Here is a 22623-nt window from a genome sequence, read left to right on the forward strand (position 1 = left end):
CGCTGTCCCTGCGCGGGCACTCGTCGCGGTGAAAAATAACCTATCGACGGCCACTTGCAAAGCTTGGCGGGTTCGCCGACTTGTGGTCCGCCGATGCCCGCCGCCACCCCAGGGCTACTTGCCGCCTCGCGACCGGGTCGCGCGCGACCGGGCGGACGTCTTCAGCCGCTCCCCGCCTCGCGCAGCACCTTGATCTGGAACAGCGTGTTGCGTTCCTCCTCCTCCAGGGCCGACTGAATGTAGCGGATGGTGGCGCGGTAACGGGGGATGACGTTGTACTTCAGGGCGTTCACACGCTTCTGCGTCTTGCGCTGCTCGGCGAGAAGGCGCCAGAGCGCCGTCTCCGCTTCCCCGAAACGCGCGAGCAACGCCGCCAGCTGCGCCAGCCGGCGGCGCGCCTCGTCGAAACTCGCGTCGGTCCACATCAGCCCGACCGGCTGCAGCGGAAGTGTCCGGACCTCCACGGCCGGGTACTCGACGCCGATGGACGAGCGCGGAAGGATGGTGAGCGCGAGCGCCGGCTTGAGGCCGAGCGCCGCCTGCCGCAGCATCTGGCTGCCCATGCGCATGTGCGCCATGCCCAGCCACTCGTACGACTCCGCGAGCGACGAGCGTACCTCCGCGCGCAGCCGGCGATACTGGTCGAGACGCTCGTAGACGAGGCGCGTCAGCAGCTCGCGCTTGCGCTCGAGCATCGCGTGGCCCTGCTCCAGGAACGCAACCTGCCGCTTGAGGGCGAGCAGCGCGCTCTTGGTCGGCGGAATCTTGAGCCGGCCCCTCATGCCTCCGCCGGCGCCCGCTCGCCCTGGTGGTACTTCGCCAGATCGGCCTCGCGCATGCGCGTGAGCGCCTCGGCGGGGAGGAACGAAAGGAGCTGCCAGGCGATCGCCAGCGTCTCGATGATCGAGCGGTCCTCCTCCTCGCCCTGCGCGACGAAGCGCTTCTCGAACGCGTCGGCGAAGGCAAGGTACTGGCGGTCGAGCTCGCCCAGCTCTTCGGCGCCGATGATCGACGCCAGGTTGCGCACCTCCAGCGCCCGCGCGTAGGCCGCGTACAGCTGGCTCGCGACGCGCGGGTGGTCCTCCCGCGTGTCGTCCTTGCCGATGCCGTCCTTCATGAGCCGCGAGAGCGACGGCGGCACGTAGACCGGCGGGTACACGCCCTGGTTGTGCAGGTCGCGCGACAGGACGATCTGTCCCTCGGTGATGTAGCCGGTCAGGTCCGGGATCGGGTGCGTGATGTCGTCGCTCGGCATGGACAGCACCGGCACCATGGTGATGGAGCCGTGCCGGTTCTTGATGCGCCCGGCGCGTTCGTAGATTTCGGCGAGGTCCGAGTAGAGGTAGCCGGGGTAGCCCTTGCGCGAGGGCACGTCGCCCTTCGCCGTCGCCACCTCGCGCAGCGCCTCGGCGTAGTTCGTCATGTCGGTGAGCACGACCAGCACGTGCAGGTCGAGATCGTAGGCGAGGTACTCCGCCGCCGTGAGCGCCGTACGCGGGAGGATCAGCCGCTCGATCGGGGGGTCGTCGGCCAGATTGATGAACATCACGACGTTGCCGAGCACCCCGCTCGACTCGAAGTCCTCTTCGAAGAAGCGCGCGTCGGCGTACGAGACGCCCATGGCCGCGAACACCACCGCGAACCTCGATTCCTCGCCGATCAGCTTCGCCTGGCGCACGATCTGGGCGGCGAGCCGGTTGTGCGGCAGCCCCGAGCCCGAGAAGATCGGCAGCTTCTGGCCGCGCACCAGGGAATTGAGTCCGTCGATCGTGGAGATGCCCGTCTGGATGAACTCGCGCGGGTAGGCGCGCGCGGCGGGGTTCATCGGCGCGCCGTTGACGTTGCGCTTGACGCCCGACACGAGCGGCGGACGGCTGTCCCGCGGCGCCCCCACGCCGTTGAAGATCCGGCCGAGAATGTCCCGCGAGAGCGGGATCTCGAACGGCTCCTCGAGGAACCGCACCCAGGTGCGCTCGAGGTCGAGGTCGTCGGTCCCCTCGAACACCTGGATCAGCACGACCGCGTCCGACGTCCGGATCACCTGCCCGTTGCGCTTGCGCCCGCGATAGTCTCGCACGACCACCCGATCGCCGAGCGCGACGCCCTGCACGCCCTTCATGTACAGCAGGCCGCCGCGCGCGGCCGATGCCATCCGGTACTCTTTCTCCTTCATGGCGCGCCTAGGTCCCGCCTCCCGGTTTGCCGTACTCCGTCCGCAGCCGCTCGAAGGTCTCGCGGATCTCGCCGCGAAAGCCCGACAGCTCGTCGACCTGGTTGCTCGCGTACAGCGTCTTGAGCCGCCGCGCGCGCGCGAGAACGGGAAGCGCGAGCAGTTCCTGCACCGGCACGCCGATGCCGAGGAGCTCGCCGCCGCGCCCGTGCAGCTCGAGCACGAGATCGAGCAGCATGAACTGCTTCTGCGGCGAGCAGAACGAGTCCACCTCCTCGAACGCGCTCTGCTGCAGCACGCCTTCGCGTATCAGCGCGGCGCCCTCGAGCGCCCAGCGCTGCGCGCTCGAGAGCGCCTCGGGGCCGACGAGGTTGACGATCCGCGCCAGCTCGTCCGCCTGCGCGAGCAGCGCCAGGGCCTCGGCGCGCCGAGCCGCCCAGCGGGGGTCCACGTTCTCGGCCCACCACGTCGCCGCCTGACCCGCGTAACCCGAAAAGCTGTCCGTCCAGTCGACCGCCGGATAATGGCGCGCATCCGCGAGCTCCTTGGAGAGCGCCCAGAAGGTCTGCACGATCTCCTTGGTATGGCTCGTCACGGGTTCGGAGAAATCGCCGCCGGGGGGCGAAACGGCCCCGATCAGGGTCGCGGAGCCGTGCAGGCCCGCAAGGGTTTCGACGCGCCCGGCGCGCTCGTAGAAGGCCGCGAGCCGCGAGGCGAGGTACGCCGGGTAGCCCTCCTCCACCGGCATCTGGCCGAGGCGTCCCGCCACCTCCCGCAGCGCCTCGGCCCAGCGGCTCGTGGAATCCGCGACCATGACCACGTCGTAGCCCTGGTCGCGGTAGTACTCCGCGAGCGTGACGCCGACGTAGATCGACGCTTCGCGCGCCACGACCGGCATGTTGGAGGTGTTGGCGACGAGCATCGTGCGCTCCATGAGCAGCCGCCCGGTGTACGGATCGGTCAGCTCGGGAAAGGTCTCGAGGATCTCGACCAGCTCGTTGCCGCGCTCGCCGCATCCGACGTAGATCACGATCTCGGCGTTCGACCAGCGCGCGATCTGCTGCTGCACCACCGTCTTCCCGGCGCCGAACGGCCCGGGGACGGCGGCCTTGCCACCCTTGAGGAGCGGGAAGAAGGTGTCGAGGATGCGCTGCCCCGTGATGAGCGGGCTCGTGGCGTGGTCGCGTCGCCGGTAGGGCCGCGCGGTGCGCACCGGCCAGCGATGGTAGAGCCGGAGTTCGCGGACGGCGCCGGAAGGCTCCCGCAGGCGCGCGATCACGTCTTCGACCGCGTATTCTCCGTTAGGCGCCAGCTCGATCAGCTCGCCGCGACCGTCGGGGGGAACGAGAACCCGGTGCTCGATCGTCTTCGTCTCCGGCACGCGCCCGAGGATCTCCCCGCCATCGAGCCTCGCGCCGGGCGCCATGCCCGGCTCGGGCGTGAAAGACCACCGGCGCGCGCGGTCGAGCGGCGCGAGCGAGAGGCCGCGCGCGATCTGGTCGCCGCTCGCCTCGTAGGTCGCGGCGAGCGGACGCTGCACGCCGTCGTAGATGTTCCCGAGGAGCCCCGGTCCGAGCTCGACCGCGAGCGGATGACCGAGCGGCTCGGCCGACTCCCCCGGGCGCACCGACTCGGTCGACTCGTAGACCTGGACGACCGCCTCCTCGCCGCTGCGCGCGATCACCTCCCCCACGAGGCCCAGCTTGCCGATGCGCACCTGCTCGCCGTTGAGCACGCCGGGCAGGTGCACCGTGGCGATCGGCCCGTTGACTTCGATTATCCTACCCACCGATCATCGCCCTCACGTCCGCGGTCGCCGCGTAGAGCCGTTCCATGACCGTCCGCTGCAACGCCTCCTGCATCCGCTCCAGGCGGCCCTCGAAGGTGTTGTCGATCCGGATCGCGCCGTCCGCGCTGCTCACGCGCGCGCCGCCCGCGCACGCGATCGGCTGCGGCGCGAGGCGCAAGCGCTTCGCCACGCCGGCGTCGCGACACCATGCCTCCCAGCGCCCTGCGAGGCGCGCGGCGTCGCGATCGTTGAGTTCCGCCACCAGCTCGTCGCGCTCGATCGCCTCGGCCGCCTGCGCGACGTAGCGCTCGAGCAGCGTGTCGTAGCGCTTCTCGTCCGCGGGAAGCGCTGCGAGCCGGGAACGCATCTTCTCCAGCGCCTCCAGGACGAGGCTCCAGCGCAGCCGATCGAGCTCCTCGGCGAGCTTGATCTCGGCCGCCTGCACGCGCTGGCGGTACAGCCGTTCGGCCGCGGCCTTGGCCGCGAGGATCTCGCGCTCCTCGCGCAGCCTCAGGCGCTCGGCGCCGTCGGCCAGGATCTGGTCGCGCGTGCGCCGCGCGTTCGCCAGGTGCTCGTCGGCGAGCGCCCGCGCCCGAGCGAGGAGCGCCGCCTCGAGCTCCTCGATGCCGCCCCGCGGGCTCACGTCCTGGGCTCCAGGGCCTGCGGGCCGAGGATCGCGCGCACCACGTCCTCGACTCCGGGCCGGTAGGCCTCGGGGGCGTGCAACGGCGGGATCTCGGCGACGACGATCCGCCCGCCCTCCTCGCGGACGCGCCTGAGCCAGGGTCCCGGATCGCGCGCGAGGTGATGCTCGAGAAAGACGAGCGCCTTCTCCTGGCGCTTGAGCAGGTCGCCCAGCACCCGTTCGACCGTGTCGCCCGTGGCCTCCGGGTAGGTCTCGGCCCCGATCAGGCTGAAACCCTCCATCAGCGCGCTCGATCCGAGCGCCAGCAGGCGGGTCGCGGGCGGCGGCGCGGCGTCGGCCATCGCCCCGCCTAGATGCGGCCGAGCATCAGGATCGTGACCACGAGGCCGTAGATCGCGATGCCCTCGGCGAGCCCGAGATAGATCAGCGTGCGCCCGAAGATCTCCGGCTTCTCGGCGATGACGGCGAGCGCCGCGGCGCCCACCGGACCGACGGCGATGCCCGCGCCGATCGTCGCGAGCGCCGTCGGTATGCCGATGCCGATCAGTGCGAGCCCGAGTCCCACGGACACGTCGGCCGACGCGCCCGCGGCCGGCGCCTGCGCCATCGACTGGTCCACGGCGAAGAAAAGCAGCAGCGCTTCCGCGACCACGAAGAGCAGCAGGTTCGCCGCCAGCGTGCCCCTGAGCCATCGCCGGGCGGGTCTCTTCCGCGACAGCGGACGGAACTCCAGGTACACCCCGGCGGCCACGATGCCGACCAGGCTCAACGTGATCAGTCCGACTAGCCAGTACATGGTGACTCCTTATAGGTGCTTCTTGTTCCTGCTCCCCCTCTCCCGCGAGCGGGAGAGGGATGGGGTGAGGGTTCCAACGCTCACCCCACCCTCACCCTCTGCCCAAAGGGGAGAGGGAATCAAACTAACCGCTTCCACCGACTCCCCCTCTCCCGCTTGCGGCAGAGGGCAAGGGGTGAGGGCCTCGCCTTCCGCAGCCCTCACGGTGATCCCTCCCCGAGGTATTCCCCTCACGTCACCCGGACCTTGAGCGTCAGCGGCCGGAACTCCCGCCCGTCGCCGCTGTAGAACCGCGAGAACCCCTCGTAATACTCGAGCCGGAGCACCTGGATCGCGACGATGGCGCCTTCGAGCACCAGGATGAACGCGTTGCCGAGCACCACCGTGATCCAGTGGCCGGTCGTCTCCATCATGTCCGCCAGGGTGAAGACGGCGATCGCGAGCGCCACGTGGTTCAAGCTGAAGGCCGCGACCCGCAGGAACGACAGCGTGTTGGCGAAGTACGCCAGTACCGTCTCAAAGCCCTCGATCAGCACGACCAGCACGCGCTCGGCGACCGGCGCCCGGTAGTGCCGCCACTTGTAAGCGAGAATCGCGGCGAACGGCAATGCGATCGCGACCGCCTCGGCCTCCCCGAACCGACCTGCCGTGGTCGAGCGGTACACCGCGTAAATCACGCCGGCATAGAAGAGCATTCCCGCCACGCCCTTTCCGTCGAACAGCGCCTCGCCCCACCGGCCGTCGATCAGGCGGTTGTAGACGGTCAGGCCGGTGGCCAGCAGGATGAACCCGATGCCCCACGCGAGGGCGACGCCGAGCATGCGCATCGGATCGGACATCGGGGCGATCCAGACCGGGTGAATCAGCTCCTCGTAGCCGAAGACGCTGCCGTACAGGAAGCCGAACACGACGGCCGCGAGCCCGGCCGCCACGAAGAAGACCGCGAACGATCCGAGCTTCCGGCGAAAGAGGAGCCCGGCCGCGGCGATGACCGCGCCCTGCCCGACATCGCCGAACATCATTCCGAACATGAGCACGAAGCTCGCCGCGAAAAGCAGTGTCGGGTCGAACTCGCCGTAGCGCGGCACGCCGTAGTTCTTCACCAGGGACGCGAACGGCCGCACGAGCCAGGAGTGCCGCATCGCCGAAGGCACCTCGCCCCGCTCCGCGGGCAACGGATCCCGCGCGGTGAGCACGTAGGGGCGCCCGAACGACCTGTCGAGCGCGCGTTTCACGTCGCGGAGATCGCGCTTCGGAATCCAACCGCCGATCAGCGCCAGCCCGCCGCGGGCGCGCAGCGCGTCCTCGAGCTCGGCGTACGGCGCGGCGCGCGAAAGCGTGTCCGCGGCCACCGCCAGCCGGGCTCGGTGTTCGCGCTGCAGGCTCTCGACCCGCCCGCACTGCGCGGCGTTCCCGGCCTCCGCCCGCGCGAGCCGCTCGCGGAGCTCGCGCCGCACCTTGTCGGGGCGGTCGTGCAGCTCCGGCGGGATCGCCACCGCCCGCCAGCCGGCCGCATTCAGCACCCCCGACAACTCGGTTTCCCTGCCGGTCGGGCCGGCCACCACCGCGTGCGTCAGGCCGTCGGCGACGAGGTACGGCGAGATCACGTAACCGGCGAGCGCCGCCGCCTCCCGCAGACGGCCGACATTGACGGCCGGGACGGTGCCGATGTGCACGTCGAGAAAACGCTTGCGCGCGGAAAGCCGGCCCAGATCGATGTCGAGCGCGGTGAAATTGTCCAGCGTCCTCAGCAGCTGCTCGACGTGCCGGCGCTCCTCGTCCAGCCGGCGCAGGGCCTCCTGCGCGCGCGAGCACTCCGCCCAGACGTCGCCGAGCCACGCGTCGAGCCGTTCGAGCTCGTCGATCGTCACCGGGCGCAGCCCGCCGGGCGCGCCCGCGTTCCCGGGGAGCCCGCAATGAGCCAGGATCTTGTCGAGCCGCGCGCGGGCGCTCCGGTAGACCTCGCGATAGCGCTCGCCGGGAAATTCCGGGAGCCGCTCGGCGTACGCCCGGGTCGTCTCCGGGTTGAAGACACCGGCCCGCGCGAGCACGAGCGCGGCGAGCGGCGCGTCCTCGTTCAGCACCTGGAGCGCGATGCGCTGCATGGGCAACGGCTTGAACATCTCAGCACCCCGCCCGGAGCGATGAACGATGAGCGTCGCGCGCGCGACGGGCGCGCCCGGGACTCGCCACTTGCCGCTTCTCGCCGGTCACCTAGCCCGGCCCTCCCAGCGCGGCCGCCGTCCTCACGATGCCGGGCGGCATGCGAAGCTGCTTGCCCTTGAGAACGGCCCGCACCCGGCGGAGATCGCGTTCCCGCAGCACGAGGTACGCGAACACACGCGCGAGGTTGAAGCTGCTGTAGCGCAACACCCGTTCGGCATGGGCCCAGGCGTGACGCTCCAGCCTGCGCGTCGTCTCCGGCACGTCCCGGCTCCCGGCCAGCAGCGCCGCCAAAGGCTCGGGCAGGCGCGCGAGCACCTCCTCCATGCTCCCGAGCTGCGCGAGGTCCGCGAGCGTGCGCGCGGATAGCCGGTACGTCGCCGGGATCAGAAGGTAATAGGTCTCGGCCGCCGGCAGGCCGTACGCGAAACGGAATCGCAGCAGCCAGAGGAGGTTCAGGCGGTCGACGATGTCGCCCACGAGCGCCTTGAGCGCATTGCCCTCGCGCCCCTCGGCGGCGCGCGCCTCCCTCGAAAGGCCGGCGAAGTAGCGCCGGTCGACCGCGCTGTCGAGGGCGAACAGGTCGTGGCGCTCCTCGTAGATCCGTCGCGCTTCGCGCGCGATGTCGTGGAACGGCGTGCTCTCCAGCCGGCGCAGCAGTTCCGCGACGTCCTCGGTGCGCAGGAGCTCGTCGATCGGCAGGCGTGCGAAGGGCGCCTCGACCAGCTCCTGCCGGATGGCCTCGGTCGGCTGTCCGGTCATCCTGCCCCGCAGGATCGTCTTCAGGTTCGATAGCTCGAAGCGGTACGCCCAGTAGACCAGGAAATCGCGCGGACGACCGGCGAGGGCGCGCGCGAGCACGGCGAAGTCCGCGACCAGCACGACAATGAGGCGCTGCTCCAGCGACGGCGGCGTCCCGCCCGCCGCCATCGCCTGCATGCCCTTGAGCGCCAGGATCTCCCCCTCCTGCCCGGGAGGAACGGCGATGAGCGCTTCGACGTCGGGGTCCGAGAGCAGTCGCTCGCTCAGCGCCGAGACGCGCGAGTGCAGGTAGGCGTAGCGCGCGACCGCGCCCACGTCAGAGCCGGTCCGGGTCGGTGAGCACCCGGATCGCCGCCTGGATCGCCTCCTCCTCGCGGTCGCGCCCGAGCCGCGTCAGTTGCGCGCGGCGTTCCTCATAGCGCCGCGCCTGCTCTGCGACCGCCTGCACGGCGCGCTCCTCCGCCTTTTCGAGAAAGGAGTTGCGCAGCTCCGGCAATCGCGCCTCGAACTGCGCCTCCGCGGTCCGCGCGTCCTCGAGCGCCTGGCGGATCATGTGCTCCCGCTCGAGCTCCGCCTCCTTGACCAGCGCTTCCGCCTGCAGCTCGGCGTCGAGCAGGCGCTGGAGCTCGTCTTCCATCCCGGCCATCGTTTCAGCCCGCGAGCCAGGCCCACGTTCCCGTCGCGGCGATCATACCGCCGCCCGCGCGCAGCCATGCCTCGCCGAGGCGCTCGCGCAGCCGGTCGCCGAGCAGCCATCCGGAACCGTGCAGCGCGACCGTGGCCAGCACCACGCCGAGACCGTAGCGGGCGACCGACGCGGCCTGCGGCAGCTCCGCGCCGTGCGCGTGCCCGTGGAAGACGGCGAAGGCGGCGACGAGCGCGAGCCCGACCGGCACCGGCAGCCGGGCGCGGGCCGCGACCAGCAGCCCGAGGACGAGGACCGACGCCGCGATCCCGCTTTCGATGCCGTACGCGCCGAGGCCCCCGACGGCGGCCAGCGCGCCGAGCGCCATCGCGGCCACGAACGTGGCCGGCACCGCGAGCCGCATGCGCCCCTGCTGCTGCGCGGCCCACAGCCCCACGGCGAGCATCGCGAGCAGGTGGTCGAGCCCGAGGAACGGGTGCGCAAGACCGGCGGCGAAACCCGCGCCACTCGCGCCGAAGGTGTGGGCGTGGGCCGGCCCTGCCGCCGCCAGCATCGTCGATGCGATCCCTACCGCTTTCCAAAAGCGCATGAATGCCTCTCTCTCGCGAGTTCTGCGCGCACAGTCATGAGTTCACGTTCTCCGGTGCGCGCTTCGCGCGCTCATCAACCGATCACTCGTCACTTTTCACTTATCACTGTTCTACCTCACCTTCACCTTGATCAGCTCCTCGCCCGCGGGATCGGTCACGTGCACCGCGCAGGCGATGCAGGGATCGAAGCTGTGGATCGTGCGCAGGATCTCGATCGGCTGTTTGGGGTCGTGCAGGCGCGTGCCCTTGAGCGCCGCCTCGTACGGGCCGTCCTGGCCCTGCGCGTCGCGCGGGCCGGCGTTCCAGGTGCTCGGCACGACTGCCTGGTAGTTGGCGATCTTGCCGTCCTTGATGACGATCCAGTGCGCGAGCGCGCCGCGGGGTGCCTCGGTATAACCCACGCCCCTCGCTTCCCTCGGCCAGCTCTCCGGTTCCCAGAGCTTCTCGTTGAAGGTTCGCAGGTCGCCGCCCTTGATGTTCGCGATCAACTGGTTGTACCAGCCTTCCATCGCGTCCACGAAGATCTTGGTCTCGAGCGTACGCGCGGCGGTGCGCCCGAGCGTCGAGTAGAGCGCCTGCACCGGCAGGTCGAGGCGCTTCAGCGCCATGTCCACGAGCTCTTTCGCCTGGGCGTTGCCGGTCGCATAGAGCATGAGCACCCGCGCGAGCGGCCCGACTTCCACCGCCTTGCCGCGCCAGCGGGGCGACTTGAGCCACGAGTAGCTCTTGTCCGTCTCGAGGTTCTTGTACGGCGGCTTGGGACCGGTGTAGGCGAACGTCGTCTCCCCGTCGTACGGGTGCAGACCCTTGTCCTTGCCCCCGCTGTACTCGTACCAGGAGTGCGCGACGAACTCCTGGATCTGGTCCTCGGCATTGAGATCGATCGGCTCGACGCGCGAAAGATCGCGGTTCAGGATCACGCCGCGCGGGACCAGGAAGCTTGCCACGTCGCCCATCCCGTTCGCCGGAAAGTCGCCGTAGGTGAGGAAGTTGCCGATACCCTCGCCCTGCCGGCCCCAGTCCTTGTAGAAGGAGGCGATGGCGAGCGTGTCGGGCACGTAGACCTGATCGACGAAGGCGCGCATGGACTGGATCACGTTGCGGACCCGCTCGAGGCCGACCATGCTCACGGCGGTCGCCCCGCTCCCGCCGCGGTACAGCGGCCCGCGGCCTTTGCCCGGGTGCTCGGAATCGATCGCGATCCCGACCGGCGCGCCGCCGACGAGGAAGTTCGGGTGCGGGTTCTTGCCGCCGAAGACCGTGTGGATCTGCACGACGTCCCGCTGCCACGCGAGCGCCTCGAGGTAGTGCGCCACCGCCATCAGGTTCGCCTCGGGCGGCAGCTTGTACGCCGGGTGCCCCCAGTAGCCGTTGTTGAAGATACCGAGCTGCCCGGCCTCGACGAAGCCCTTGAGCCTCGCCTGCACGTCGGCGAAGTACCCGGGCGAGGACTTCGCGTAGCCGCTGATGGACTGGGCGAGCTCGGAAGTCTTCTTCGGGTCGGCCTTGAGCGCCGAAACGACGTCCACCCAGTCGAGCGCATGCAGGTGGTAGAAGTGCATCACGTGGTCGTGGACGAACTGCGCGCCGATCATGAGGTTGCGGATGAGCTGCGCGTTCGCCGGGATCTCGTACTTGAGCGCGTCCTCGACCGCGCGCACGGAGGCGATGCCGTGCACCAGCGTGCACACCCCGCAGATCCGCTGCGCGAACGCCCAGGCGTCGCGCGGGTCGCGTCCGCGCAGGATGATCTCGATGCCGCGCACCATCGTGCCCGCGCTCGATGCCTGCTGGATGACGCCGTCGGCGTCGGTCTGCGCCTCGATGCGCAGATGCCCTTCGATGCGGGTGATCGGGTCAACGACTACCGTTTGCGTCGCCATTTTCCTAGGCCCTTATTTGCGTGAGGTCGTGAGGTCGTGAGATCGTGAGGTCTCCATTTCCCGATCTCCCGCTCTCACGATCTCCCGTATTCACTGTTCCAGATTGTCCGCCACGAGCTCGAGGAGGCTCTCCGCCGTCCTGTCCCACCTGAAGTGCGCCTGGCCGTCGTCGAAGGTCTGGCGGCAGTTCGAGCAGGCCATGATCAGCTTCTCCGCCCCCGTCTCGTCCACCTGCTTCATCTTGATCTGGAACGTCTTGTAGCGCAGGTCGTCGGCGCGGTGGATCGTGATCACGCCCCCGCCTCCGCCGCAGCACCAGTTGCGGCCCTTGCTGTTATCCATTTCGTGCAGATCGAGGCCGAGCGCGTTCATCACGACGCGCGGCGCCTCGATCGCGCCGCCGCGGCGCACGAGCTGGCAGGGATCGTGGAAGGTCGCGGTCCCGCCTGCTTTCTTCACCTTGAGCCGTCCGTTCTGGATCTGCTCGGCGATGAACTCCGTGATGTGGCGCACCTTGAACGGCAGCGGTTTACCGTACATGTTGGCGCCCTGCCAGCGCATGGCGCTGTAGGCGTGGCCGCATTCCGGCAGGATCAGGTACTTGGCCCGGCAGGCGATGGCGGCGTTGATGAGCTTCATGCTCATGTCGCGCTGCCAGTCGACGTTGCCCGAGAGCAGCCCGAAGTTGGTCGCCTCGTAGCCGTCGCTGCGGAAGGTGTAGGAGTAGCCGGCCGCCTTCATCACCTTGGCCGTGGCGGCGATCGATTCGGGGTACTTCATGATCTCGATCGAGGACATCGTGAGCAGCACGTCGGCAGCGTCCTTGTCCATCGGGATGTCGACCTCGTGCTCGTCGGCCATCCATTCGACGCGCTCCTGGAACACCTTGGGCGTCGCGCCGAGCGGGCTGCCCTCGCGCTCGGCCTTCTCCGCGACCGCCCAGAGCTCGTGCGGCACGAGTCCCGCCTTGAACATCGCGTGGCGCGCCTGCCCGACGAGGGCGGCGATGTCGATGCCCATCGGGCAGGCGTTGGTGCAGCGCCCGCACATCGTGCACGAGTCGTAGATGAGCTCCTGCCACTCGCGCAGGCGCGCGACGCTCACCGCCGGCTTGAGATTGAACAGCCGGTAGAACAGCGCGAACGGTCCCGCCTCGCGCTGGTAGGCCTGCTTGAAGACCTCGACCTTCCAGATGGGCGTGTACTTCGCCTCGCCGGTGGTGACGTAGAAGTGACACGCCGCCGCGCAGTTCCCGCAGTGGATGCAGGAGTCCATGTGAACGGCGGCGCCGTAGTGGAAGTCCTTCGCGAAATGCCGCATCGCCTCGCGCAGGCGCTCGGTCTCGGGCGTCTCGCCCTGCTGGTCGTAGCGGACGGCCGGTTCCTTTACCGAGAGCCGCGGCTTGCCGGTGTCGAGCTCGAGGGCGGGGTCGACGGTGCTCATGTGGCGGCCCCCCGGCGGGTGAACACGTACCCCGTCACGGCGCGGGCCGGCACGAACAGGAAGGCATGCATGAGCTTGCCGAACGGGAACCAGACGAGCAGGAGCTGAAAGCTCAGGATATGGATCGCGAGCAGCGTCTCGTAGCGCGCGCCGAGGTGCGCGACCGCCATGAGCCCGGTCACGAGCGGCGCCACCGCCACGAACCAGGAGAAGTAGTCGTCGAAGTTCGACAGCAGCCGCAGGACCGGGTGCGTGATCCGCCGGACGAGCAGCGCGATGAAGGCCACGAGCGCGACGACGCCGCTCAGGTACACGAACGCCGTGGGAAGCGCCGGCCAGCTCACGCCGAACAGGTCGCGGATGAACAGCAGATGGAACGCGCCGCCGAAGACCACGATCGCGAGCCCGATGTGCGAGACGTAGCCGAGCACGGTGCTGTAGGTATTGCGTTCGCGGAACTCGCGGCGGGGCCACATGCGCGAGAACACCGTCTTGACCGCGCCCCACCAGGGCGCCGCGCCGCCATGGCGCGGCTCGTTCAGGTCCCGCCGGTGGTGCAGGAAGAAGATCCCGAACAGGCGCCAGAGCACGCCGATGATGAAGATCGCGAAGGCCCATTCCATCGCCGGGCCGCGGGCGAAGTCGAGCAGCTCCATGTCACTTGCCCTCCACGAGTTTGCGCTGGCGCATGCGCGAGGTGACCGCCGCCCCCACGCCGACGGCCGCGCCCGCAACCGCCGCGGCGGCGAGCGTCGTGCGGTCGGTCCAGATGCCGGCGGAGAGCGGCGTGTACCAGCTCCCCTTGTCCCAGAAGTTCGGCTCCGAGCAGCCGATGCAGCCGTGACCGCTCTCGATCGGGAAGCTCACGCCGCCGTTCCACTTCACGGTGGCGCAGGCGTTGTACGTCGTCGGCCCCTTGCAGCCGAGCTCGTACAGGCACCAGCCGCGCCGCGCGCCCTCGTCGTCGAAGGTCTTCGCGAACTTGCCCTGGTCGTAAAATGGCCGGCGGTAGCAGCGGTCGTGGATGGTGTCCGCGAAAAACACCTTCGGACGATTGAGGTGATCGAGCTCCGGCAAGGTGCCGAAGGTGAGGTAATGGGCAATCACGCCGGTGAGGACCACCGGGATCGGCGGGCAGCCGGGGACGTTCACGATCGGCTTGTCCTTCACGATGTCGGAAACCGCGACCGCGCCCGTCGGGTTCGGATTCGCCTTCGGCAGGCCGCCGTAGGCCGCGCACGTGCCGACCGAGATCACGGCGGCCGCACCCTTCGCGGTGTCGCGCAGGATGTCGGCGAAGCTGTGACCCGCGACCGTCCCGTAGCCGGCGTCGGCCATCGGGATCGCGCCGTCGACCAGCACCAGGTACTTGCCGTCGTTCTCCTTGATCGCCTGCGCGAGCGACGCTTCGGCCGCGTCGCCCGAGGGCGCCATGATGGTGTGCTGGTAGTCGAGCGAGATGAGATCGAAGATCAGGGTCTCGAGCGAGGCCGTGTGGGCGCGGGTGAGCGACTCGAGGCACCCGGTGCACTCCTGGAACGAGAGATAAACGACCGACGGCCGGCGTGCCTTCGCGAGCGCCTCCGCCATGGCCGGCACCACGCCCGGCGGCAGCGCCATCGCCGAGGCGACCGAGGCGCAGAACTTGAGAAATGTCCGACGGCTGATCCCGTGCTGCCCGAGTCTGTCGCCGAGCGTGAGGTTATCCGGCATCGCTGTCTCCTTCCGCGGCTGGCGTCATCGTGGACTGCAGTCGGGCGCGAAGCCGCTCCAGCCCCAGCGCCGCGTCGCTGGGGTGCGTCTTCAGGATTTCCGGCACATACGTGATCTCGAGCAGCTCGCCCGCGACTTCCTCGAGCGCGTTGAAGTGCTTGACCCACCAGACGCCGTTCACGCCGGTCTCGTGCACGTGCGTCGGCCCGGCCGCCTGGACCTCGACCTCCACCTCGCCTCGCCCGAGCGCCTCCTCGAGGAAGGCGTAATCCGCCGGCGTGAGCGGGAGGCTGCGCAGATCGATGCTCGTCGCCTCGCCGGTGTCGACCAGCCGCGCGAGCAGGTCGGCGATCTCGTGCAGCAGCGCCGGCGCATTGAGCGGGACGCCGGCCGCGTCCGCGGGGACGACGGCGACCGGGATCTCATTGAGCTTCATGCGCGCTCCAGCGATCGATGAGGGAAAGGGCGATGTCGCCGGCCGCGGGCAGCGCCGCCGCCACGGGTGCGCTCGGCCGCTCGCCCCAGTCGATATCCCTGGGCTGGATGCCGATAAGCGCGCGCCGCTCGGGCAAGCGGCCCGCGAGCCGCGCCATGACGAGCAGATCGAGGAGGCTCACCTCGTGCACGCTGAGCTTGCGATTGTGCGCGAGGAAACGGTCCATCGCCTCGTGCTCGAAGAGCCGCACGGTCCCGGGCGCCTCCTTGAGCTCGGCCGCGTCGATGACGATGAGGGCGCCGCAGTCGTCGATCGTTCCCGCCAGCGTGAAGCTCAGCGTGCCGGCGTCGACGAGCTCGACATCGTCCCGCGTTCGGCAGCGGCCTTCGAGGTGGCGAACGGCATGGACGCCGGCCCCTTCGTCGGTCAGCAGACTGTTGCCCACCCCGAGCACGAGCGTTTTCACGGCCGCCCTGCCTCCTTGTGTCGCCACCATAACGCGTGGGCGAAAAGACTCCCACAAGGCACGGCCGCCGGTCCACTCCCTCGCGGTCCGTTACTGTAAAAATTCTCGACGGCAGGAAGGCGAGGGCGGAGGGCGAAGGCGGCTCGCCCGTGGCGGCCCCGGACGCGAGGCAGCGCCTCGCGCCGGCCCGCATACCTCCCGTCGATGGTGTCGTTCATATGCGGGCATCGTAAGGCGGGCGCAAACTCGCATATTGATTCAGGTCAAAATGCGTCCGAGGTCCGGGCGCTACCATCCCGTACGTAAAGGAGCTAGGGTAAGCGCGATTCGCGAGGGTCGGCCATGTGTCTGGGAATTCCCATGCAGGTGAAGGAGGTCATGGGCTACACCGCCCGCTGCGAGGCCAAGGGCGTCGAGCGCGACGTGAGCCTCTTCCTCCTGCAGCACGAGCCGGTCGTGGCCGGGGACTTCGTGATGGTGCACGTCGGTTACGCGATCCAGCGCATGACGGAGCAGGAGGCACGCTCGGCCTGGGAGGTCTACGACGAGATGCTCGCCGCCGAGACGCGCGCGCCCGATGCATGAGCTCTCCGTCTGCCAGGGCATGCTGGCGCAGGTGAGCGAGATCGCGCGAGACCATGGCGCGCGCGCGGCGAGCCGGATCGTGGTGCGCGTCGGCCCGCTCTCGGGCGTCGAGCCCGCCCTGCTCGCGCAGGCCTTCCCGCTCGCGCGGGCCGGCACGGTCGCCGCCGAGGCGGACCTCGTGGTCGAACCCGCGCCGGTGCGCGTGCGCTGCGAGCGCTGCGGCGCCGAGACCGAGGCCGCCGCCAACCGCCTGCTCTGCGGCGCGTGCGGCGACTACCGTACGACGCTCACGGCGGGCGACGAGCTGCTGCTCGTGAGCGTGGAGCTCGTGCGAGAAGAAGAAGTGATGAGTGCAAAGCGATAAGTGATGAGTGGAGGAGCGCGCGCAGCGCGCAACATCAACTAGTCACTTATCACTTATCACTGGTCACCGGAGTTCAGATGTGTGACACCTGCGGCTGCAACGTGACCCCCGGCAACGCCCACCTGGCGCACGCGCCGCAACCGGAGGGCGTGACCGCCGTCTCCGTGCTCAGGGGCCTGCTCTCGGAGAACGATCTCCAGGCCAGGCACAACCGCACGCACTTCGACGCCCATGGCGTGCTTGCCGTCAACCTGATGTCCTCGCCCGGGGCGGGCAAGACGCGGCTCCTCGAGGCGACGATCGATGCGTTGCGCGACGAGCTGCGCATCGCCGTCATCGAGGGCGATCTCGAGACCGAGAACGACGCGGAGCGCGTGCGCGCGAAGGGCGTCGCGGCGCTCCAGATCACGACGGGCACGGCGTGCCACCTCGACGCGCACATGGTGCACGACGCGCTTCACCGCCTGCCCCTCGACGGCGTGGATCTCGTTTTCATCGAGAACGTGGGCAATCTCGTGTGCCCCGCGAGCTTCGATCTGGGCCAGCACCGCAACGTCGTCCTGTTGTCGGCCACCGAGGGCGACGACAAGCCCGCGAAGTACCCCGTGATGTTCCGCGGGGCCGACCTCGCCCTCCTCACGAAGAGCGATCTCCTGCCCGTGCTCGACGACTTCGAACCCGCGCGCGCCGAGGCCGCGTTGCGCGCGCTCGCGAGCCGGGCTCCGCTGTTGACGATTTCGGCCAGGACCGGCGACGGCCTCGAGGGGTGGCTCGCGTGGCTGCGCGGCGAGCTCCGGGCCGAACGGGAGCGGCTCGCGACGCATCCGCCGGCGTCGCCGTCGCATCCTCACGCCCGCCCCCGCGCCAGGATGCTGCCCTGACCGATGGCGAGCGCGCGCGACTGGCTCGATCGCATCAGGCGTCTGCCGCTGCCGCCGCGCGTGCGCATCATGAACGTGTGCGGCGGGCACGAGCGCTCGATCACCATGGCCGGCATCCGTGGCGCGCTGCCGCACGCCATCGAGCTCATCCCCGGCCCGGGGTGCCCCGTCTGCGTCTGTCCGGAGGAGGACGTCTACCAGGCGATCCAGCTCGCGCTGAACGAGGACGTGACCCTGGTCGCGTTCGGAGACATGCTGCGCGTCCCGGTGAACGCGCCGAAGAAGGACCCGCGCTCGCTCGAGCAGGCGAAGGCGGCCGGCGCCGACATCCGCCCGATCGCCTCGCCCGTCGAGGCGGTTCGACTCGCGCAGGCGAATCCGGACCGGGCGATCGTGTTCTTCGCAGCCGGGTTCGAAACGACCACGGCGCCGGTCGCGGCGATGCTCGCGGAAGGCGTTCCGTCGAACCTCTCGGTGCTCCTCTCGGGACGGCTCACCTGGCCCGCGGTCGCCATGCTGCTCGACTCGGAGACCCCCGGCTTCGACGCGCTCGTGGCGCCCGGACACGTCTCGACGGTGATGGGGCCGGAAGAATGGCGCTTCGTGGTCGAGAAGCACCGCATCCCGGCGGCGGTCGCCGGCTTCACGCCGGAGAGCCTGCTCGCCGCCATGTACTCGACGCTGCGTCAGCTGATCGAGGGCCGGCCCTTCCTCGACAACTGCTATCCCGAAGTCGTGCGACCGGGCGGCAACCCGACGGCGCGCGCGCACCTCGCCCGCACCCTGGATGTCGTCGACGCCAACTGGCGCGGCGTCGGCATCATCCCGCGCTCCGGGTTCGCGATAAAGGAGACGCTGGCGGGTCACGATGCGCGCAGGCGGTTCCCCTCCTACGAGGATCCCTCGCGCAAGCGCGCGGGCCAGATGCCGCCGGGCTGCGACTGCGCGCGCGTCGTGCTCGGCAAGATCTACCCCAACGAGTGCGTCCTTTACGGCCGGGCGTGCACGCCGCGGCATCCCATCGGTCCCTGCATGGTCTCCGACGAGGGCGCCTGCCGCATCTGGTGGGCCGCCGGTGTCCGGGAGCCGCACGAGCCCGCCCGGACGGCATCGGTCCCCGGCTGAATTCCTCCACTCGCGTTGTCGGTTCCTCGCGGGAATCCCCCGCGCCCGAGCCGGGTCTAAGGAAACAGAGTGCTGGCGAACCATGGAGGTGGCTCATGAAGGAAAAGCGCTGGCAAGACTGGGTAATGCTCATCCTGGGCATCTGGCTGTTCCTGTCGCCGTTCGTCCTACAGTACGCCGACCTGCGCGGAACCGCGTCGCTCAATTCCTACGTCCTCGGGATCGCCGTCGTGGCGTTCGCCATCGCGGCTCTCGCGCGCCCGCAGATGTGGGAGGAATGGGTGAACCTGGTGCTCGGCATCTGGCTGATCGTCTCGCCGTTCGTGCTGGGCTTTCAGTCGGAGACCGTGGCCCTGTGGAACCACGTCATCATCGGCCTGCTGATCGGCGGCGACGCGATCTCGGCCATGCTCGAGGAACGCACGGGCCGCAAGGCCGCGATGCACTAGCCGGCCCGCCGGTCGACGCGTGGCGGGAGGTTCCCGCCGCGCGTCCCGCGCCCGGGCAAGTGAATCCCGGGGAGCCGTCTGCGTCTAACCCGGGAATCGTTCCATACGGAGGTGGATCATGCGCGCGACGCGTTGGCAGGACTGGCTCATGCTCGCCCTCGGGGTGTGGCTGTTCGTCTCCCCGCTCTTCCTCGGCTACACCGACATCCCGCAGGCGGCGTGGACCGCTTACGTGGTCGGTCTCGGGCTGATCGCCTTCTCGATCGTGGCGATCGTCAAGCCCGCGCTGTGGGGCGAGTGGATCAACCTCGTGCTCGGCGTGTGGCTCATCATCGCGCCGTTCATCATGCCTCATGAAAGCGCGGCGGCGCACTGGAACCACCTGATCGTCGGCATCCTGGTGGTCGCGGACGCCCTGCTCGCGGTGTGGATGCAGCCGGCCCAGCAGCCGCGCCATTGGTTCCTCTCGGGGCGGGGACGCTGAGGTCCTCCGGATCGCGGACGCGCGGGCGCGCGCCGCTACCTGGCGCCGGCGTGCGCGATTGTGTGCTTCGGCTCCGGGGCGAAGTACTCGCCCCTCCGGTACAGTTCGTAGCCGAGCTGGAAAACGCTCGCCGCATCGCGGATGCGCTCCTCGTCGGGAGCCGCGGCGGTCTGCGCGTGCGTACGGGGGTCGTAATGCGCGGTCGCGGTCGCTTTCTGGATGCCTAGCACGACGAGCTCGTCGGGACGGTAGAGCGCGACGTCGCGGTTGTGCGACAACAGGACGAAGCGGTCGTCGACCGCGGCGAAGACGTCCCGCCCGAAGAACACGCTGTCGTACGAGAAGCCCAGCAGCCCGAGGACGGTCGGCGCGATGTCCGTCTGGCTCATGAGCACGTCGACCTTCCGTGCGGGGACATGCCGGGGTGCGTACACCAGCAGGGGCAGCTCGTAGCTCGGCACCGGGATGTCCTCGCGGCCGTAGACGCGCGCGCCGTGGTCCCCGACTATCACGAACAGCGTTTCGTCGAAGTACGGGCGTTCGCGGATCGCTTCGAAGAGTTTGCCGATGGCGTGGTCGGCGTAGCGGACGCCCGCCTTGCGCCCGCCTCCGGTCGCCGGAACGCCCGGCACCCCGTCCGGGAACGTGAAAGGCTTGTGGTTCGACGTCGTGAGCACGACGGCGAAGAAAGGCTCGCCGCGCGCGTGCTTCCCGTCGAACATCCGGATGGCATAGCGGAACAAATCCTCGTCGCTCACGCCCCAGATGTTCGCGAAGGCCGGCTCCGGCATGTCCGTGCGGTCGTGGACCTCGTAGCCGTTGCGGCCGTAGAACGCATTCATTCCGTCGAAGCTGCCGTACCCGCCATACACGAACAAAGGCGTGTAGCCGTGACGGCGCATCACCTCGCCCCAGGTGTACACCGGGTGCTCGCCGCGCCGCTTGATGATCGACTCTCCCGGGATCGGAGGGAACGACGCGGTGATGGCTTCGAGCCCGCGCACGGTGCGCGTGCCGGTGGCGTAGACGCGCGTGAACGTGAGACTGTCCCTGGCCAGCCTGTCGAGGTTCGGCGTCAGGCCGCGGCCGTCGCCGTAGGCGCCGAGAAACTCCGCGCCGAGCGACTCTTCCACGACGACGACGACGTTGAGCCGCTTCTCGGGGCCCCGGTTGTGCACTCGCCGCGCGAGCGGGTTGGCGGCGTCGCGGATGAACCGACTGTTCGGCTGGGCCACGAGGCGACGTGCCCGGGCGACGGCCTCGTCGTCGCGCACCGTGACGTAGTACTGGTTGTAGTCGAGATCGTTGTGCAGCAGCGCATGGAAGAACGCGTACACGCCGTTCTGCGACAGCTCGTTGGCGATCCGGTCGGTCGAGTGCCGGCCGGTATTGACGTCGACGAGGCCGTAGCCCGCCGTGCCCACGGCCGCCATCAGCCCGAAGGCCGCCGCCCTTTCGCGCCACCGGGTCGGGCGGTCGAAGGAGCGCCACAACGGCCGGCCTGCCGCCGCGAGCAGCGCCAGCGTCGCCAGCGCGACGACGGCGAGCACGCGGCCCACCGGGTACGACTCCCAGATGTTCACGAACACCTCGTGGGGGTACAGCAGGTAGCTTACCGCGACGAAGTTGAAGCGCGCGTTGAATTCGTCGAAGAAGAAGAACTCGACCGGGCCGAGGTACAGCAGGCCGAAGACGGCGAGCGCGGTGGCGATCGACAGCATCACGCGATGGGGCTGCGAGCGGTGGAGGCGCTCCGGCAGCAGGAACAGGTACAGCGCGTAGGGCGCGAACAGGTAGAGCCCGGCGACCACGTCGTACAGCGCGCCGAACCCGAGGACGGCGGGCAGCTCGCGCGCCGGGCGCGCGAGCTCGCCGGCGTGCACCGCATAGAGCACCAGGCGCGTGAACGCGGAAACGGCGAGAAACAGCGCGGCCAGCACGGCCAGGGGGAAGTAGCGAGCACGGAAGGCGCGCCGTACCGAGGCGCCGAAACCTGCGATCGTCAGCGCCACAGCACGAGCACCCAGACGATGACTGCGTTGACGATCGACAGGAACACCGCGGCGCTTCCGATGTCCTTCGCGCGGCGGGCGAGGTCGTGGCGCTCCATCGAGATGCGGTCGACCGCGGCCTCGAGGGCGGAGTTGAGCAGCTCCACCACCAGCACGAGGAGCACGGCGCCGATGAGGAGCGCGCGCTCGATCCGGTCGGGCGAAGCGAAAAACGCGGCCGGCACGAGCACCGCGGCGAGCGCGAGCTCCTGGCGGAATGCCGCCTCGTGCGAGACCGCGGCGCGCAGGCCCGCGAGCGAATACCCGATGGCTCGCCACACGCGCACCGCTCCGTGCGATTCCTTGATCGGCATCATCACTCTTCCGTCGTTGAAAGGGTCCGGGCGACCGGGCGCCTCGGCGCGTCGGCGGCTGCCGACATTAACTATAGGAGAACGGGCTTAAGGGCGACTTAAGAGGAGCCACTGTTGTCGTACAGCATGAGCCGCCAGAGGATGAGGGCGACGAACCAGCAGACGAGCGCGGCCCAGAGATTGTGCGACAGGAAATGCGCGCCCTGCATCACCCGGCCGAACCCGATCGTGAAGCCGTAGGCGAAACCGCCGACCAGGGCGGTCGCCGCCCAAGACGCGCGGCGCCGCCGCCACACGAAATAGAACGCCATCAGGGCAAAGCCGCCGGAGGCGTGCCCGCCGGGGAAGCAGCGCCCCGGCCGCTCTCCGGGCGGCGCGGCATCGAGCAGGCGCGTGTACTCGGCGAACCCGCCGTACACCGCGAGATCGTACGGGCAGTGCTTGTTCGTCACCGTCTTGAGCCCCGCCACGAGCCCCGGCCCGAGCGCGAGACAGAGCACGACATAGAGCGCGGGGCGCCGCAGCGGGCGGGCGCCGGCACGAACGCAGGACAGGACGACGACCGCGAGCGCCGCGAGGGCGACCGCCACGACGAGGTACTTGCCGCCGCGATGGACGATCCGCTCGAGAAACCAGTCGCGCCGCAGCGGGAACGCCCCCGCTACCGGGTCGTAGAACACGTCGCTGACGATCCGGTCGAGCGCCGTCGTCTCGAACACGAGCAGGAGCAGCAGCCCGAGCAGGAGCGGAAACCCGGCGTGCCATCCGTAGAACCGCAGCATCCCGGCAGGAGCGGAGGAAGCAGGGATGGCGCGCGGGGCATTCAAGGTGGCGCGGCATTCTAGCGGCTTCGCGGACCGGTGCAAC

Annotated in this window: 25 protein-coding genes; 6 read left to right on the plus strand and 19 right to left on the minus strand. The window is 69.5% G+C overall.

The genetic code is table 11. The features are described from left to right. Positions 1 to 161: 161 nt before the first annotated feature. From SVA_RS10635 to SVA_RS10710, 16 genes are all read right to left on the minus strand, one after another. Entirely contained in the window at positions 162 to 782 is a 621-nt protein-coding gene (locus tag SVA_RS10635; RefSeq protein ID WP_096461200.1) for a V-type ATP synthase subunit D, read from the minus strand. After that, positions 779 to 2173 (minus strand): V-type ATP synthase subunit B, encoded by a 1395-nt coding sequence (locus SVA_RS10640; protein ID WP_096461201.1) that lies wholly within the window; start codon positions 2171 to 2173, stop codon positions 779 to 781. Before SVA_RS10640 ends, SVA_RS10635 begins: the two co-directional genes overlap by 4 nt. A gap of 7 nt (positions 2174 to 2180) precedes the next feature. Continuing rightward, the gene (locus SVA_RS10645; protein ID WP_096461202.1) at positions 2181 to 3959 is read right to left on the minus strand and encodes a V-type ATP synthase subunit A; all 1779 of its coding nucleotides are present in this window, start codon (positions 3957 to 3959) and stop codon (positions 2181 to 2183) included. After that, entirely contained in the window at positions 3952 to 4602 is a 651-nt protein-coding gene (locus SVA_RS10650) for a V-type ATP synthase subunit E (protein WP_096461203.1), read from the minus strand. The genes SVA_RS10645 and SVA_RS10650 overlap by 8 nt, the downstream gene beginning before the upstream one ends. Then, positions 4599 to 4946 carry a V-type ATP synthase subunit F gene (locus SVA_RS10655; RefSeq protein ID WP_096461204.1) on the minus strand — a complete coding sequence of 116 codons (348 nt, stop codon included), beginning with the start codon at positions 4944 to 4946 and terminating at the stop codon, positions 4599 to 4601. Before SVA_RS10655 ends, SVA_RS10650 begins: the two co-directional genes overlap by 4 nt. Before the next feature lie 8 nt (positions 4947 to 4954). Beyond that, positions 4955 to 5401, minus strand: coding sequence for an ATP synthase subunit C (locus SVA_RS10660; RefSeq protein ID WP_096461205.1), 447 nt, complete (start codon positions 5399 to 5401; stop codon positions 4955 to 4957). 230 nt (positions 5402 to 5631) lie between these two features. After that, positions 5632 to 7524 (minus strand): V-type ATP synthase subunit I, encoded by a 1893-nt coding sequence (locus SVA_RS10665; RefSeq protein ID WP_096461206.1) that lies wholly within the window; start codon positions 7522 to 7524, stop codon positions 5632 to 5634. A gap of 91 nt (positions 7525 to 7615) precedes the next feature. Next, positions 7616 to 8641: a V-type ATPase subunit gene (locus SVA_RS10670; RefSeq protein ID WP_096461207.1), complete on the minus strand. Its 1026-nt coding sequence runs from the start codon at positions 8639 to 8641 to the stop codon at positions 7616 to 7618. Between the two features lies 1 nt (position 8642). After that, complete coding sequence (locus SVA_RS10675; protein ID WP_096462917.1) at positions 8643 to 8963, minus strand: ATPase; 321 nt, start codon at positions 8961 to 8963, stop codon at positions 8643 to 8645. Between the two features lie 13 nt (positions 8964 to 8976). Further along, positions 8977 to 9561: a HupE/UreJ family protein gene (locus SVA_RS10680; RefSeq protein WP_096461208.1), complete on the minus strand. Its 585-nt coding sequence runs from the start codon at positions 9559 to 9561 to the stop codon at positions 8977 to 8979. A gap of 111 nt (positions 9562 to 9672) precedes the next feature. Further along, a complete protein-coding gene (locus SVA_RS10685; protein WP_096461209.1) occupies positions 9673 to 11445 on the minus strand; it encodes a nickel-dependent hydrogenase large subunit in 1773 nt (590 codons plus the stop codon). Between the two features lie 90 nt (positions 11446 to 11535). Beyond that, positions 11536 to 12888 carry a (Fe-S)-binding protein gene (locus SVA_RS10690; protein WP_096461210.1) on the minus strand — a complete coding sequence of 451 codons (1353 nt, stop codon included), beginning with the start codon at positions 12886 to 12888 and terminating at the stop codon, positions 11536 to 11538. Next, a complete protein-coding gene (locus SVA_RS10695) occupies positions 12885 to 13544 on the minus strand; it encodes a nitrate reductase (protein ID WP_096461211.1) in 660 nt (219 codons plus the stop codon). The genes SVA_RS10690 and SVA_RS10695 overlap by 4 nt, the downstream gene beginning before the upstream one ends. A gap of 1 nt (position 13545) precedes the next feature. Beyond that, positions 13546 to 14601: a hydrogenase small subunit gene (locus SVA_RS10700; protein ID WP_096461212.1), complete on the minus strand. Its 1056-nt coding sequence runs from the start codon at positions 14599 to 14601 to the stop codon at positions 13546 to 13548. Further along, entirely contained in the window at positions 14591 to 15037 is a 447-nt protein-coding gene (locus SVA_RS10705) for a hydrogenase expression/formation protein (RefSeq protein ID WP_096461213.1), read from the minus strand. Before SVA_RS10705 ends, SVA_RS10700 begins: the two co-directional genes overlap by 11 nt. Continuing rightward, complete coding sequence (locus SVA_RS10710) at positions 15024 to 15503, minus strand: HyaD/HybD family hydrogenase maturation endopeptidase (RefSeq protein ID WP_096461214.1); 480 nt, start codon at positions 15501 to 15503, stop codon at positions 15024 to 15026. The genes SVA_RS10705 and SVA_RS10710 overlap by 14 nt, the downstream gene beginning before the upstream one ends. 342 nt (positions 15504 to 15845) lie before the next feature. Here SVA_RS10710 and SVA_RS10715 point away from each other — a divergent pair, with 342 nt between their 5' ends. From SVA_RS10715 to SVA_RS10740, 6 genes are all read left to right on the plus strand, one after another. After that, a complete protein-coding gene (locus tag SVA_RS10715; RefSeq protein WP_096461215.1) occupies positions 15846 to 16088 on the plus strand; it encodes a HypC/HybG/HupF family hydrogenase formation chaperone in 243 nt (80 codons plus the stop codon). Continuing rightward, positions 16081 to 16452: a hydrogenase maturation nickel metallochaperone HypA/HybF gene (locus SVA_RS10720; protein WP_096461216.1), complete on the plus strand. Its 372-nt coding sequence runs from the start codon at positions 16081 to 16083 to the stop codon at positions 16450 to 16452. The genes SVA_RS10715 and SVA_RS10720 overlap by 8 nt, the downstream gene beginning before the upstream one ends. Before the next feature lie 77 nt (positions 16453 to 16529). Beyond that, positions 16530 to 17333: a hydrogenase nickel incorporation protein HypB gene (hypB, locus tag SVA_RS10725; protein ID WP_096461217.1), complete on the plus strand. Its 804-nt coding sequence runs from the start codon at positions 16530 to 16532 to the stop codon at positions 17331 to 17333. A gap of 3 nt (positions 17334 to 17336) precedes the next feature. Further along, entirely contained in the window at positions 17337 to 18458 is a 1122-nt protein-coding gene (gene hypD / locus SVA_RS10730; RefSeq protein WP_096461218.1) for a hydrogenase formation protein HypD, read from the plus strand. A 95-nt stretch (positions 18459 to 18553) separates the two neighbouring features. Then, on the plus strand, positions 18554 to 18907 hold the full coding sequence (locus SVA_RS10735) for an SPW repeat protein (RefSeq protein ID WP_096461219.1): 354 nt from the start codon (positions 18554 to 18556) through the stop codon (positions 18905 to 18907). Positions 18908 to 19025: 118 nt separating this feature from the next. Then, the gene (locus tag SVA_RS10740) at positions 19026 to 19391 is read left to right on the plus strand and encodes an SPW repeat protein (protein WP_096461220.1); all 366 of its coding nucleotides are present in this window, start codon (positions 19026 to 19028) and stop codon (positions 19389 to 19391) included. A gap of 35 nt (positions 19392 to 19426) precedes the next feature. Here SVA_RS10740 and SVA_RS10745 read toward each other — a convergent pair whose 3' ends face one another. From SVA_RS10745 to SVA_RS10755, 3 genes are all read right to left on the minus strand, one after another. Continuing rightward, the gene (locus SVA_RS10745) at positions 19427 to 21403 is read right to left on the minus strand and encodes an LTA synthase family protein (protein WP_096461221.1); all 1977 of its coding nucleotides are present in this window, start codon (positions 21401 to 21403) and stop codon (positions 19427 to 19429) included. Next, positions 21394 to 21759 carry a diacylglycerol kinase gene (locus SVA_RS10750; protein WP_269456910.1) on the minus strand — a complete coding sequence of 122 codons (366 nt, stop codon included), beginning with the start codon at positions 21757 to 21759 and terminating at the stop codon, positions 21394 to 21396. Before SVA_RS10750 ends, SVA_RS10745 begins: the two co-directional genes overlap by 10 nt. Before the next feature lie 95 nt (positions 21760 to 21854). Further along, a complete protein-coding gene (locus tag SVA_RS10755) occupies positions 21855 to 22538 on the minus strand; it encodes a phosphatase PAP2 family protein (protein WP_169924058.1) in 684 nt (227 codons plus the stop codon). Positions 22539 to 22623 lie beyond the last annotated feature (85 nt).

The sequence above is a fragment of the Sulfurifustis variabilis genome (genome assembly GCF_002355415.1).
Lineage (GTDB): Bacteria > Pseudomonadota > Gammaproteobacteria > Acidiferrobacterales > Sulfurifustaceae > Sulfurifustis > Sulfurifustis variabilis.